This is a genomic window from Kitasatospora sp. NPDC059571 (assembly GCF_042735675.1).
Classification (GTDB): domain Bacteria; phylum Actinomycetota; class Actinomycetes; order Streptomycetales; family Streptomycetaceae; genus Kitasatospora.
Genome location: NZ_JBHWBW010000006.1, coordinates 1,580 through 14,372, shown reverse-complemented (window position 1 = coordinate 14,372; position 12,793 = coordinate 1,580). Strand labels below are relative to the sequence as shown.

At 76.2% G+C, this 12,793-nt stretch carries 14 protein-coding genes; 8 read left to right on the top strand and 6 right to left on the bottom strand.

Translation table 11 applies throughout. The features are described from left to right. Positions 1 to 337 precede the first annotated feature (337 nt). From ACFV0G_RS02125 to ACFV0G_RS02105, 5 genes are all read left to right on the top strand, one after another. Complete coding sequence (locus ACFV0G_RS02125; RefSeq protein WP_380540111.1) at positions 338 to 706, top strand: hypothetical protein; 369 nt, start codon at positions 338 to 340, stop codon at positions 704 to 706. Between the two features lie 99 nt (positions 707 to 805). Further along, positions 806 to 1,507 carry a TetR/AcrR family transcriptional regulator gene (locus tag ACFV0G_RS02120; protein WP_380540108.1) on the top strand — a complete coding sequence of 234 codons (702 nt, stop codon included), beginning with the start codon at positions 806 to 808 and terminating at the stop codon, positions 1,505 to 1,507. Between the two features lie 76 nt (positions 1,508 to 1,583). After that, the gene (locus ACFV0G_RS02115) at positions 1,584 to 2,726 is read left to right on the top strand and encodes an FAD-dependent oxidoreductase (RefSeq protein ID WP_380540105.1); all 1,143 of its coding nucleotides are present in this window, start codon (positions 1,584 to 1,586) and stop codon (positions 2,724 to 2,726) included. A 175-nt stretch (positions 2,727 to 2,901) separates the two neighbouring features. Continuing rightward, entirely contained in the window at positions 2,902 to 3,615 is a 714-nt protein-coding gene (locus ACFV0G_RS02110) for a lysophospholipid acyltransferase family protein (RefSeq protein ID WP_380540102.1), read from the top strand. Between the two features lie 115 nt (positions 3,616 to 3,730). After that, positions 3,731 to 4,735 (top strand): YdcF family protein, encoded by a 1,005-nt coding sequence (locus tag ACFV0G_RS02105; protein ID WP_380540099.1) that lies wholly within the window; start codon positions 3,731 to 3,733, stop codon positions 4,733 to 4,735. A 79-nt stretch (positions 4,736 to 4,814) separates the two neighbouring features. Here ACFV0G_RS02105 and ACFV0G_RS02100 read toward each other — a convergent pair whose 3' ends face one another. Next, positions 4,815 to 5,261, bottom strand: coding sequence for a nitroreductase family deazaflavin-dependent oxidoreductase (locus tag ACFV0G_RS02100; RefSeq protein WP_380540096.1), 447 nt, complete (start codon positions 5,259 to 5,261; stop codon positions 4,815 to 4,817). 161 nt (positions 5,262 to 5,422) lie between these two features. Further along, the gene (locus ACFV0G_RS02095) at positions 5,423 to 5,860 is read right to left on the bottom strand and encodes a MarR family winged helix-turn-helix transcriptional regulator (protein WP_380540193.1); all 438 of its coding nucleotides are present in this window, start codon (positions 5,858 to 5,860) and stop codon (positions 5,423 to 5,425) included. Between the two features lie 123 nt (positions 5,861 to 5,983). On the opposite strand from ACFV0G_RS02095, the gene ACFV0G_RS02090 reads away from it, so the two are divergent. After that, on the top strand, positions 5,984 to 6,820 hold the full coding sequence (locus ACFV0G_RS02090; RefSeq protein WP_380540093.1) for an alpha/beta fold hydrolase: 837 nt from the start codon (positions 5,984 to 5,986) through the stop codon (positions 6,818 to 6,820). Between the two features lie 275 nt (positions 6,821 to 7,095). Then, on the top strand, positions 7,096 to 7,743 hold the full coding sequence (locus ACFV0G_RS02085) for a class I SAM-dependent methyltransferase (protein ID WP_380540090.1): 648 nt from the start codon (positions 7,096 to 7,098) through the stop codon (positions 7,741 to 7,743). 35 nt (positions 7,744 to 7,778) lie between these two features. Here the strand turns inward: ACFV0G_RS02085 and ACFV0G_RS02080 are convergent, their stop codons facing one another. Next, the gene (locus ACFV0G_RS02080) at positions 7,779 to 8,231 is read right to left on the bottom strand and encodes a MarR family winged helix-turn-helix transcriptional regulator (protein ID WP_380540087.1); all 453 of its coding nucleotides are present in this window, start codon (positions 8,229 to 8,231) and stop codon (positions 7,779 to 7,781) included. Positions 8,232 to 8,293: 62 nt separating this feature from the next. Between ACFV0G_RS02080 and ACFV0G_RS02075 the strand changes: the two genes are divergently transcribed. Beyond that, entirely contained in the window at positions 8,294 to 9,733 is a 1,440-nt protein-coding gene (locus tag ACFV0G_RS02075) for an MFS transporter (protein WP_380540084.1), read from the top strand. Positions 9,734 to 9,740: 7 nt separating this feature from the next. On the opposite strand, the gene ACFV0G_RS02070 is transcribed toward ACFV0G_RS02075, so the two are convergent. The 3 genes from ACFV0G_RS02070 to ACFV0G_RS02060 all read right to left on the bottom strand — a co-directional run bounded on the left by ACFV0G_RS02070 (position 9,741) and on the right by ACFV0G_RS02060 (position 12,644). Further along, a complete protein-coding gene (locus ACFV0G_RS02070) occupies positions 9,741 to 11,705 on the bottom strand; it encodes a sigma-70 family RNA polymerase sigma factor (RefSeq protein ID WP_380540081.1) in 1,965 nt (654 codons plus the stop codon). Positions 11,706 to 11,835: 130 nt separating this feature from the next. Continuing rightward, positions 11,836 to 12,159, bottom strand: coding sequence for a YciI family protein (locus ACFV0G_RS02065; protein ID WP_380540078.1), 324 nt, complete (start codon positions 12,157 to 12,159; stop codon positions 11,836 to 11,838). 116 nt (positions 12,160 to 12,275) lie between these two features. Then, on the bottom strand, positions 12,276 to 12,644 hold the full coding sequence (locus ACFV0G_RS02060; RefSeq protein ID WP_380540075.1) for a hypothetical protein: 369 nt from the start codon (positions 12,642 to 12,644) through the stop codon (positions 12,276 to 12,278). Positions 12,645 to 12,793: the final 149 nt, after the last annotated feature.

Below are 12,793 nucleotides of genomic sequence, written 5' to 3'. Positions count from 1 at the left end.
ACCCCCTCGCAGCGCAGCCCGGCCCGGACGCGGAGGGGTGCGTCCGGGCCGGGTCCACGGACGGGGCACGGCCGGTGCCCCGTGGAGCCGACGGGACGCCGGGCAGCACGCCCGGCGGCGCGGGCGCGGCCACGACTCCCCCGTCCGGGTCAGCGGGCCCCGGCCCAGAGCGCGGCACCGGCCCGCACGCAGCACCGGCCCGGACACGCCGGCCCCTGGGCGGCCCGGTGCGGCCGCGCCGCTTCCCGTGCGCTGCCCGGCCCGGCGCAGCCCCGGCCTGCCGCCGGGGGCACGCGGATCCCGCCCGGCGGCCTGGCCGCCGGTCTACGATCGGGACATGGTCGCTCGCGCACTCGCACCGGCACGCGCCCGGTGCGCCACCGCCGGCCGGGCGGACGCCCGGGGGTCGGTCCTCTCGCTCTGGTCGGAGAACTCACTGCTGTCGATCGCCTCGACCGGCTCGGTGCTGTCCATCGGCTCCGTCGGCTCCGTCCTGTCGGTCGGATCGATCGGGAGCGCACTGTCGGCCGGATCGATCGGCTCCGCCCTCTCGCTGCTCTCGGCCGGCTCCTGGCTGAGCACCGGCTCGGTCCTGTCCGCGCAGTCGTGCTGGTCCGTGCTGTCCTGGCGGTCCTCCCGCGGCGTGATGGCCGCCGGGGCGGTCGCCGCGGTCGGCGCCGCCCTGCTCGTCCGCCGCCGCCCGTAGCGCCACCTCACCCGCACCGGCCGCGGCCGCCGCGCGCTCCATGACGAACATGTTCGTTACGACCTTGTTCGCAACGAACATGTTCGTTATCGTGGAGGCATGACCGCGAACCCCGATGCCCCGCGAAGCCGCCGCGAGCGGCCCGCGAAGCCGGCCCTCACCCGCGCCGGGATCGTCGGCACCGCCGTCGAGCTGATGCACGCCGAGGGCCTGCAGCGCGTCACGATGCGCCGCCTCGCCCAGGAGCTCGACACCGGCCCCGCCTCGCTCTACGTCTACGTCCGCAACACCGCCGAACTGCACGCCGCCGTCCTCGACGAACTGCTCGGCTCGGTGGACCTCACCCCGGTGACGGCCGCGGGCGACTGGAGCGACCGGCTCGTCCAGGTGCTGACCTCCTACACCGCGGTGCTGTTCGAGCACCCCGGGCTGGCCCGGTCCGCACTGGTGGCCCGCCCGTCCGGAGACCACTACCTGGACCTGGTGGAGGCCCAGCTCGCACTGCTGGACGAGGGCGGCGTCCCGGCCGACCGCGCCGCCTGGGCGATCGACCTGCTGCTGCAGTTCGCGACCGCGACCGCGGCCGAGCACACCATCCGGGACGCCTCCGACGGCGCCGAGCACGAGTGGGACGCCCTCGCGGCCGCCCTGCAGGCGGCGGCGGACGGCCCCCGTCCGCACCTGGCGGCCCAGGGCACCGCCCTGCTCGACGGCTCTGGCGAGGCCCGCCTCGCCTGGGGGTTCCGGGTGCTGATCAACGGCGTCCTGCACACCCCGAGGCCGGACGGCGACCCCGCCTGACCCGCACCGCGGGCCGGCGCGGCCCGCACCCGTCCGCGCGCACCCGCACCCGCACCCGCTCCGAGGAGTGATCGACATGACGAACCACCACCCCATCACCGTCGTCGGCGCCGGACTCGGCGGCCTGACGCTCGCCCGGGTCCTGCACGTCCACGGGATCCGCGCCACCGTCCTCGACCTGGACGCCTCCCCCGCCGCCCGCCACCAGGGCGGCATGCTCGACCTGCACGAGGACTCCGCCCAGGTCGCGCTGCGCGCCGCCGGGCTCTTCGACGAGTTCCTCGCCATCGTCCACTCCGGCGGGGAGGAGACCCGGATCGTCGGGCGCGACGGCGCCGTCCTGCTGCACCACGGCGGGGACGACCGCGGCCGACCCGAGGTCGACCGCAACGACCTGCGCCGCGTCCTGCTCGACTCGCTGCCGGAGGGCACCGTCCGCTGGGGCGCGAAGGTGACCGGCGCCCGGCCGCTCGGCGACGGCCGCCACGAGGTCCTGCTCGCCGACGGCAGCACCCTCACCACCGATCTGCTGGTCGGCGCCGACGGCGCCTGGTCGCGGATCCGGCCGCTGGTCTCGGCGGCGACGCCCGGCTACTGCGGGATCTCGTTCGTCGAGGCCGACCTGCCCGACGCCGCCCGGCGCCACCCGGGGACGGCGGCCCTCACCGGCGGCGGCATGATGTTCGCCCTCGCCGACGGCCAGGCGATGCTCACCCACCTGGAGACCGACGGCTCCGTGCACACCTACGCGGCGCTCCCCGTCCCCGCCGACTGGACGGCCGGGCTCGACACCACCGACGCCGACGCCACCAAGGCGGCGGTCCTGGCGCACTTCGAGGGCTGGGACGAACGGCTGCGCGCCCTGGTCGCCGACGGCGAGGGCGAGCTGGTCGCCCGGGCCGTGCACGCCCTGCCGGTCGGCCACCGCTGGGACCGCGTGCCGGGGGTCACCCTGCTCGGCGACGCCGCCCACCTGATGTCCCCGTTCGCCGGCGAGGGCGCCAACCAGGCGATGCTCGACGGCGCCGAACTCGCCGCCGCGATCGCCGCGCACCCCGGCGACACCGAGGCCGCCCTGGCCGCGTACGAGGAGGCGCTCTTCCCGCGCAGCGCGGCCGCCGGGGCCCAGTCCGCCGCCGGCCTCGACCTGTGCTTCGGCCCGGACGCGGCGAAGGCCCTCGCCGAGATGATGACCGGGCCCGTCGCCGCCGAGGCCTGAGCCGGGCCACCGGGGGGACCGGGCCACCGGACAACCGGGGGGACGGGCAACCGGGGGAGGGGCAACCGGGCGGGATCGGAGCGGCGTCCCGGTTGAGTACGGCTACTCAGGCGCGCGGCACCGGGCGACCGGGAGGATGTCCGTACCATCCCACCACCGGGCCGAAGGAACGCACATGCTCAGCCGGATCGCCACCACCCTGGTGCCCCTCCTCGGCCGACTGACCGTCAGCAGCGAGCTGGACGGGCCGGTCGCCCCCGGCAGCATCGTGGCGGCCAACCACACCTCGCTCGCCGATCCCGGCGTCGTCCTCGCGGCCCTGCACCGCCTGGGCACCGACCCGGTGGTGATGGCGACCGCCGGGCTCTGGCGGATCCCCGTCCTCGGCCGGGCCCTGCGCGCCGGCGGTCACATTCCGGTGCACCGCCGCACCGCCGCGGCCGCCGTGGCGCTGGACGACGCGGCCGCGGCGCTCGCCGCCGGCCGGGTGGTGCTGATCTACGGCGAGGGCGGCCTGCCCCGGCGCAGGGACCCGCGGGACGCGGAGCCCGGCGCCTTCCGCACCGGCCTCGCCCGGCTCGCCGCGGCGAGCGGCGCGCCGGTCGTCCCGCTCGGGCAGTGCGGTGCGCGGCGGCTGAGCTCCGGCGGCACGGCGAAGCAGTTCGCCGGGGTGGCCACCGCGCCGCTCCGCCGCCCGGCCCTGCACGTCCACGTCGGCGCACCGGTCCTGCTGAGCGGCGACGTCCCGACCGCGACGGCCGAGGCCCACCGGGCCGTCACCGCCGCCTGGAGCACCGCCGCCCGCCGGCTCGCCGACCGACACACCGGCGACCGGCACACCGGCGACCCGGCGGGGTCCGCCGCGGCCGGGCGCCGAGCGGCCGGCTGACCGGTCCACCCCGCACCGGCCGGCACCGCTTCCGGACCGCGAGGGGTCCGGCGCTTCGGGGCCCGGCCGAACGGAGTACGGACGGACCCGGCGGACGAAGGCCTACGATCGCCGCATGGCCGCCTACCTGCTCGCCGCCGTCCTGCTGGCCCTGTTCGCCATCGGCGCCGCGCGCGACCTGCGGCGCTTCGGCAATGCCGTGCTGCTCGGCCTCGCGCTGGCCGCGGCCGGGATCGGCCTGCTCGGCGAACTCGACCGGCTGCCCGACGGCCTGGTGCGGGCGGCGGCCGATGCGCTGCCGGCCGCCGTGGGCCTGGGCGCCCTCGCCACCGCCGTGCTCCTGGTCGGCAACGGCGTGGTGATGGTCCGCCAGGAGGGCGCCCGGCCCGCCACTCTGCTGTCGCTGGCCGCCGGCGTCGGCGGCCTCGCGCTGCTCGGCCTGCTCTGGTCGGCGTCCCGGGTCGACTCCCGTCCGCTGCACGCCGTCGCCGCCACCGCGCTGCTGGTCGCCGGCTACCTGGCGTTCCTGCTGCTCTGCTTCCTCGGGTACTCGGCGCTGTACGGCCGGCTGCCGCCGCGGCAGGACGTCGACTTCGTGGTGGTGCTCGGGGCCGGACTCGTCGACGGGGACCGGGTGCCGCCGCTGCTCGCCGCCAGGATCGACCTGGGCATCGCGCTGTGCGAGCGGCAGGAGCGGGAGGGCGCGCCGCCCGTCCTGGTGCTCTCCGGCGGCAAGGGCTCGGACGAGCAGCTCTCCGAGGCCGAGGCGATGGCCCGCTACGCGGAGGACCGCGGCCGGCCGGCCGGGCTGGTGCTCCGCGAGGACCGCTCCCGCAACACGGAGGAGAACCTGCGGTTCAGCGACCGGCTGATGCGGCGGGCCCGGCCGGCGTACCGGTGCACCGTGGTGACCAGCGACTTCCACGTCCTGCGGGCGGCCGTGGCGGCCCGGCGGGCGAACGTGCCCGGGCAGGTGGTGGGCGCCCCGACCGCCGGGTACTACCGGCCGAGCGCGGTGCTGCGGGAGTTCGCCGCCGTCCTGCTCTGGTACCCGCGGGTCAACGCGGGCGCCGTCCTGCTGCTCGTGGCGCTCGGGCTGACGGCCGGCTGGCGGCCCTGACCACCGCACAGGGCCCCCTCCGCCGGCCCGCCCGGGTCGGCCCTCGTGGGACCGGCCGGGCGGGCAGGGCGGCGGGCGGTCAGCGGGTGCCCGAGACCGGTTCCAGGACGAAGACCGGGATCTCGCGCTCCGTCCGCTGCTGGTAGGCCGCGTAGTCGGGGAAGGCCTCGACCGCCCGGGCCCACCACGCCTTCTTCTCGTCACCGGTGACCTCCCGGGCCGTCATGTCCTGGCGGACCGGGCCGTCCTGGAGTTCGACCAGCGGCTGGGCGACGACGTTGTGGTACCAGACCGGGTGGCGCGGGGCCCCGCCCATCGACGCGACGACGGCGTACTCGCCGCCGTGCTCGACCCGCATCAGCGGGGTCTTGCGGATCTTGCCGCTGCGCGCACCGAGCGTGGTGAGGATGACCACGGGCAGGCCGCGCATGGTCGTCCCCTCCGTGCCGCCGGAACTCTCGAACAGCTCGACCTGGTCGCGCACCCACTTCTCCGGACTCGGCTCGTACTCACCCTCAAGAGGCATGCCCGCCATCCCATCCGCCGTCGGACCCGCGGGCGGCGGCCGCCGCCCGGGAGGGGGACCGCTCCCCCTGCACCTCCCGGACTACCACCGGCCCCCCGCCGAGTCACGCCCCTCCCCGCGCGGCGCCGCCCGCGTGTCTCGCGCCCTCGGAAGGAGAGGGTCTAGCAGGGCGGCTCGGCGTTCGAGAGATCGACGTCGTCGAAGAGCTCCAGCATCCGGCCCAGCACGCGGACGCAGGCCGCGACCTCGGCGTCGGTGAGGTCGCCGGCCGCCCGGCGCAGCAGGGCGTGCTCGCGGGCGGTCACGGCGGTGATCGCCGCGCGGCCGTCGTCGGTCAGCCGGATCAGCGAGGAGCGCTGGTGGGCGGGGTTGGGGATGCTCTCGACGAGGTTCCTGGCGGCGGCGTCGTTGACCATCCGCTGGACGAACTGGCGGCTCAGCGACTGGGCCCGGCCCATCTGGGGCACGGTCATCGGGCCGTGCTCGCGCAGCAGGTCCAGGACGGCGCGGACGCCGACGGACACGCCCTGGGCGGCGTCCTGCTCGATCTTGCGCTGCACGCGGCGGTAGAGCGGGCCGACGAGCGCGAAGACTTCCATGAGGCGTTCCGGCAGCTCGTCGGCGGAGAGGGGCACGGGGGCTGGTTCGGTCACGGCATCACCTTCTCACACCCCATGACAACCAGGTTGCCATTCTCTGCCGGTCATGACACCTTGGTTGTCATGACTGAGACCGCATACGCGTCCTTCCGGTCCGCCGACGGCCTGCTCGCCTACCGCGACGAGGGGCCGCGCGACGGCGAGGTGCTGGTGCTGCTGCACAGCGTCTTCGTGGACAGCACCCAGTTCGACAACCTGATCCCGGGCCTGACCGCCCTCGGCCACCGGGTGATCGCCCCCGACGCCCGCGGCCACGGCCGCTCCGCCAACGCGAGCAGGCCGTTCCGGCAGGCCGACGACCTCGCGGACCTGCTGCGGCACCTGGGGCTGCGCCGGGCCGTCCTCGTCGGCGTCTCGATGGGCGCCATGATCGCCGTCGACACGGCGGTCGAGCACCCCGAGCTGGTGCGCGCCCTCGTCGTCAGCGGCCGGGGCCTGGGCGAGCCGGTCCTGACCGACCCCTGGTCCGCCGCCGTCGCCGAACGGCAGGGCGCGGCGATGGCCGCCGGCGACCTCCCCGGATACCTCGACGGCTTCACGGAGTGGATCGCCGGGCCGCGGCGCAGCCTCGGCGACATCGACCCGGCGATCGTCGCGCAGGTCCGCGAGATGGCGCTTCGGACGATGATGAAGCACACCCCGGACGAGCCGGACCACCGCATCCCCGTCGAGGACCTGGCCTCCCGCGCCAAGGACATCGCCGTCCCGGTCCTGGCCGTCAACGGCGCCCTCGACGCACCCGGCCTCCTGGACACCGTCACCGCCCTGATGGACACCGTCCCCGACGGCCGCACCACACTGATGGACGGCACCGGCCACTACCCGACGATGGAACGGCCCGAGGAGTTCACCCGGATCCTCACCGGCTTCCTGCGCGAGATCGGCGCCGGGCAGGCCTAACCGGGAACGCCCCGCGGACCGCGGGGCGTTCGCCGCGGCCCCCGACCGATCCGGGCGGCGGGGCCCGCCCCGGGGTCAAGTCCAGGACGGCATGGAGTTCCACCTCGACGAACCACTCGGGGTCGATGAAGGGGACGCACCCACCGACCTGTGGCGGGTGGGCGAGGACCGCCGCGGCCCCCGCCACCGCAATGTACGTGACAACCGGTCAGCCGATGGCGGCTCCGTCGCGCTCGGCGCCGCGACGGCCGGGCTCCATCATCTAGTCTCACCCCATGACCCCAGCGGCCGAGGACCTGCACGCCACCCGGGACGCCTACGACTCCGTCGCCGTCCTGTACTCCGAGCTGTTCGCGACCGAGCTGGCCAGCCGGCCGCTGGACCGGGCGATGCTGGACTCGTTCGCGGAGCTCGTGCAGGCGGGCGGCGGGGGCCCGGTCGGCGATCTGGGCTGCGGCCCGGGTTGGGTGACGGCGTATCTGCGCGGCCGCGGCGCGGACGTCTTCGGTGTCGACCTCTCCCCCGCGATGGTGGGGCTGGCCCGGCAGGCGTACCCGGACCTGGCGTTCGGCGAGGGCACGCTGACGGCCCTGGACATCGCCGACGGCACGCTCGGCGGCGTGGTGGCGCGGTACTCGATCATCCACCTGCCACCGGAGCAGGTGCCCGCGGCCGCGGCGGAGTTCCACCGGGTGCTGGCGCCGGGCGGGCACCTGCTGGTCGCCTTCCAGGCCGACCCCGAGCCCGGGGCACACGCCTTCGACCACAAGGTGGCGACCGCGTACCGGTGGTCGCCCGACACCCTGGCCGGCGTGCTGCGCGGGGCCGGGCTGGTCGAGGTCGCCCGCCTGGTGCGCGAGCCCGGCCCCGACGAGCGCTCGCTGCAGGCCTACCTGCTGGCCCGCCGGCCGCGCACCGTCTGAGGCCCCGGCACCACGCCGCCCGGCTCGGCCCCCGCTCAGGCCGGGTCGGCCGCCACCGCCGTGCGGATCCGTCCGAGCAGGGCGCGCAGCTGGGCGCGCTCGGCGTCGTCCAGGCTGCCGGTGGCCGCGGTGAGGGCGGCGCGGTCGAGCTCCTCGGCCTCGCGGTGGCGGCGGGCGCCCGCGTCGGTCAGGGCGACCAGGAAGGCCCGGCGGTCCGCGGGGTGCCGGACGCGTTCCACCAGGCCGTCCCGCTCCAGGGCGTCGACCAGGGCGGTGGTGGTGCGGGGCGCATTGCCGAGCAGATCGCTGAGGTCGCGCATGCGCAGCGGCTCGCCGGAGCGGGCGAGGATCCGCAGGGCCCGCAGCCGGGCGACCGAGGCGCCGTGCTCACGGAGCCGTCCGTCGACGAACAGTCGCAGCTGGTGGGTGGTCGCGAAGAGCTCGTCCACCAGGACGTCACTGCTCCCGAAGTCTTCCCGCTGGGCCATGGGGTTCGGTTCCTCGTTCCCTCGTCTTCATGAGTACCCACATAGTGAGTATGCTCAGCATTATGCGCATCAGCCTCAGCCAGCGCCGTGTCGTGCCCATCATGACCGTCTCGACCACCTTCATCTGCATCGTCGACGGAGCGATCACCACCGTCGCGCTGCCCAGCATCGCCCGCCAGTTCCAGCTCGCCCCGGCCGCCCTGGACGCCGTCGTGGTCGCCTATCCGGCCTGCCTCGGCGTCATGATCCCGGCCTCGGCCTGGCTGCTGGAGCGGCTCGGCGTCCGCGCGGTGCTGCTGGCCTCGCTCGCCGCCTTCACCGCCGCCTCCGGGCTGTGCGGCGCGGCGCCGGGCCCCACCGCCCTGATCGCCGCCCGCGCCGTCCAGGGGCTCGCCGCCGGCCTGCTCCTGCCTGCCTCGCAGACCCTGCTCTTCCGCACCTTCAGCCACGCCGAACAGGTCCGGCTGGCGCGCCTGACCGTCATCCCCCAGCAGATCGCCCCCGCCCTAGCCCCGCTGCTCGGCGGTGCGCTCTCCACCCACCTGTCCTGGCGCTGGGTGTTCTACGTCAACGTGCCGGTCGGCGCGGCCGCCGTGGCGTTCGGCCTGATCTTCCTGGCCGGCGGCCGCGACCGCGCCGCCGCCCGGATCGACCTGCCCGGACTGCTGATGTGCGCGGCGGCCATCGGCGCCCTGATGTACGGCGCCTGCGCCGGGCCGGACTTCGGCTGGACCACCCCGCGGGTGCTCACCGCCCTGCTCGGCGGTGGCGCCCTGCTCGCCGTGGCCGTCCGCTGGGAGCTGCGGACCGCCGAACCGGCCCTGCGGCTGCGCCTGTTCCGTGACCGGATGCTGCGCGACACCAACATCATCAGCCTGCTCGGCTATGTGCCGATCATGGGCGCGATGTTCCTGACCCCGCTGTTCATCCAGGACGTCCGCGGCGGCAGCGCCCTCGACAGCGGGACGAGCACCTTCACCGAGGCGTTCGGGGTGCTGCTCACCATGCAGGTGGTCGGCGCGGTGCACCACCGGGTCGGGCCGCGCGCCATCATCGCCACCGGCCTGCTCGGCGTGACCGGTGTCCTGCTGCTGCTGTCCACCACGGACGCGCAGACCTCGCTGTGGACCTTCCGGGCCTACATGTTCCTGCTCGGGCTCGCGATGGGCGCGTTCTTCATGCCCACCACGATCGCCTCGTTCACCTCGATCGCCCGGGCGGACGTCCCGCAGGCGGCGACCCTGAACACCATCGTGCGCCAGGGCGCCAGCGCGCTCGCCCCGGCCACGGTCACCACCGTGCTCGTCCTGGGCACCGCCGGGGGCGACCCGGCGGCGCCGCCGCTCGCCGCCTACCGGGACACCTACCTCGTCCTCACCGCGATCGCCGCGGCCGCCGCGCTGTTCACCCTCACCATGCCGCGCGGCCGCAGCGCCGCACCACCGGCGGACGGCGCCCGCACCGGGTCCAGTCCCGGCGCCACCGTCGGCGTCGCATCCTGATGGGTCCTCAGGCGCGCGGCCGCAGCCGCCGCAGGGTGTAGCCGCCGCCGTCCGGGTCGAGCTGCCTGGTGGCCTGCTTGAACAGGTACTCGGCCCGCTCGTAGGAGAGCCTGCTCCGGCCGGTCTGCGGGCACAGGTCGGCCGCGGCCGGCGTCCTGGCGGGCCCCGGCCGCCGGTCGGCGAGGAACACCGGGCCGGCGGTCCGGCCGGCCAGCAGCGCCTCCAGCAGCCGGGCGGTGCCCTCGCCCCAGCTCAGCGCGGTGCCGCCGGTCCCGGCCCGGCGACCCGGCAGGTCGAGGTCCTGGACGTCCAGCGCGAGCGCCGCGCCCACCGCGGCGCCGGACTCGTGCAGCAGCAGCCACAGCGTCCGCTCGCGCAGCGCGGCGCCGGGCCGCTCCCAGAGCGCCGCCAGCTGCGGCCCGGGGATCGGCGCGGCCGGTGTGCGGGACACCGTCCGCCGGTCGAGGCCGTCGGCGAGCCCCGGCGTCCCGGACCAGGCGCCGAACGACCGTACGGCGGCCCGGTGCCGGTTCCAGGTGTTGGCCGCCGCGGTGCCCCAGGCCGTCGCGAACACCGCCGCCACCCGCTCGGCCGTCAGCTCGTCGAGCCGGGCGCCGTCCCCGAGGGTGCGGCGCAGCCGGCGCAGGGTCTGCCCGTACGAGCGGAGCGTGGGCGCGTCCAGGTCGGTCCGGGCCAGGAAGGCCTCGGCGGCCGGCCCCAGGGTGGTGCCGGACGGACCGGGATCGGCGATCGCCTCGGCCCGGCGGCGCAGGAACTGCTGCTCGGCGGCGTTCCCGGCGAGCGCGGCGGCCCGTTCGAACTCCTGCCGCGCCTCCGCGCTCCGCCCGAGCCGCAGCAGCAGGTCGCCGCGGACGCCGGGCAGCAGGTGGTAGTCCTGCATCCGGGGGTCGCCGCCGAGTTCGTCCACCAGCGCCAGGCCCGCTGCCGGGCCGTGCGCCATGCCGACGGCGACCGCCCGGTTGAGCCGCACCACCGGCGTCGGCAGCAGCCGGACCAGCGCCTCGTAGAGGGTGGCGATCTGCGCCCAGTCGGTGTCCTCGGCGGTGGCCGCCTGGGCGTGGCAGACCGCGATCGCCGCCTGGAGCAGGTACGGGCCGGGCGGTCCGCCGGCCTCGCGGGCGCGCAGCATCGCGGTGAAGCCGCGGCGGATGAGCAGCCGGTCCCAGCGGCCGCGGTTCTGCTCGTGCAGCCGGACGGGCTCCCCCGACGGCCCGGTGCGCGCGGCCGACCGGGACGCCTGGATCTCCATCAGCGCGACCAGGCCGTGGACCTCGGCCTCCCGGGGGGCGAGCACCGCCATCAGCCTGCCCAGCCGCAGTGCCTCGTGGCAGAGCGAGGGGCGCATCAGGTCGTCGCCGGAGGTGGCCGCGTACCCCTCGTTGAAGATCAGGTAGATGACCTCCAGCACCGACGAGAGCCGGCCGGCCAGTTCGTCGGCGGCGGGCAGGTCGAACGGGATCCGCTCCTCGGCCAGGGTCCGCTTGGCCGCGGCGATCCGCCGGGCGATCACCGGCTCGGCGGTCAGGAACGCCCGGGCGATCTCGGCGGCGGTCAGCCCGCCGAGCAGACGGAGGGTCAGGGCGACCCGCGCGTCGGTCGGCAGGACGGGGTGGCAGGAGACGAACATCAGGCGCAGCAGGTCGTCCTGCTCCGCCTCCGGCGGGTGCTCGAGTTCGCGGGCGAGCCGGCCGTGGCGCTCCTCCAGCCGCCGGGAGCGCCGGATGTGGTCGACGGCGCGGCGCTTGGCGACGGCGGTGAGCCAGGCGCCCGGGTTGTCCGGGACGCCGGTGGCGGGCCACTGTTCGAGCGCCGCGACCAGGGCGTCCTGGGCCAGTTCCTCGGCCAGGCCGACGTCGTGCACCATCCGGGTGAGGGCGGCGACGATCCTGGCGGACTCGAGCTTCCAGACCGCATCGATGGTCCGATGGGCGTCCGTCACAGTGGTGATCACAGCACTCGTCCCGCCCGTCCCGCAAGCGGGGCCGGGCGGGCCGGGCGGGCCGGGCGGGCGGGCGGGCGGGCCGGGCGGGTGGGACGGCTTCGGGTGCGGGTGCGAGGGGTGCCGGCGGGTGCCCGGCCGGTCAGGGGCCGAAGACCTGCTGGATCACGCTCTCGCCGTCGCCGACGATGGCGCGGAAGCGGCGGCCCAGCTCGATGGCCTCCTCCTTGGACCGGACCTCGACCAGGGCGAAGCCGGCCGCGACCTCGCGGGCCTCGGCGAACGGCCCGTCGGTGACGGTGATCTCACCCCCGGAGGAGGTCAGGCGGACCCCGCCGGGCTCCAGGCCGCCGGTGGCCAGCAGGATGCCCGCGGCGGTCATCTCCTCGATGAACCGGCCCATTTCGGCGAACAGCTTCTCGTCGGGGGCGGTGTCGGTGGCCAGCGAGGTCATCAGGTAGCGCATGGGGATCTCTCCTTCGGCAGCGGTTGCTCGCCCCCACGTCGAACGGGCCGATGTGACAGGGAACGCGCTACCGGGGAACGAGCTGCGGCGGGCCGCCGCCGGGGCCGCGGAACCGCTCAGCGGCCGACCTCGGCGGTGATCGCGCCGAGGAAGGCGGCCAGTTCGGCCCGGGCCGCGGCGTCCGGCACCGCCGCGGGCAGGGCCCGCAGGGCGAGGCCGACGTGCTCCTCGATCCGCTGCTCCAGCCACTCCCGTCCGCCGCACTGCTCGATCAGGTCCGCGACCCGGCGCAGCAGCTCGGGGGTGGGCTCGGCGGCGCCGTCGTAGTAGGCGGCGAGCTCGTCCCGGGCCGGGCCCTCGGCGCGGAGGGCGACCGCGGCGAAGGCACGGGCCTTGCGGCGCCGCAGGTCGGCGTAGGAGTCCTCGAGCGCGTCGCGCGAGGTGCCCCAGACGCCCTCCCAGTCGTCGAAGAAGGCCATCGCCATCCCGGCATGGTGGCCGAACTCCTCGGCCGCGGCGACCTCCTCGGCCGGGGGGGCGCGGGCGGCGGCGCCCCCCCCCGCGCCCCCCCCCGCGCGGGGGTGCTATTAAACACACCCGCACCCCCACAAGATCGGTGCTAGGGTGAGCGCGC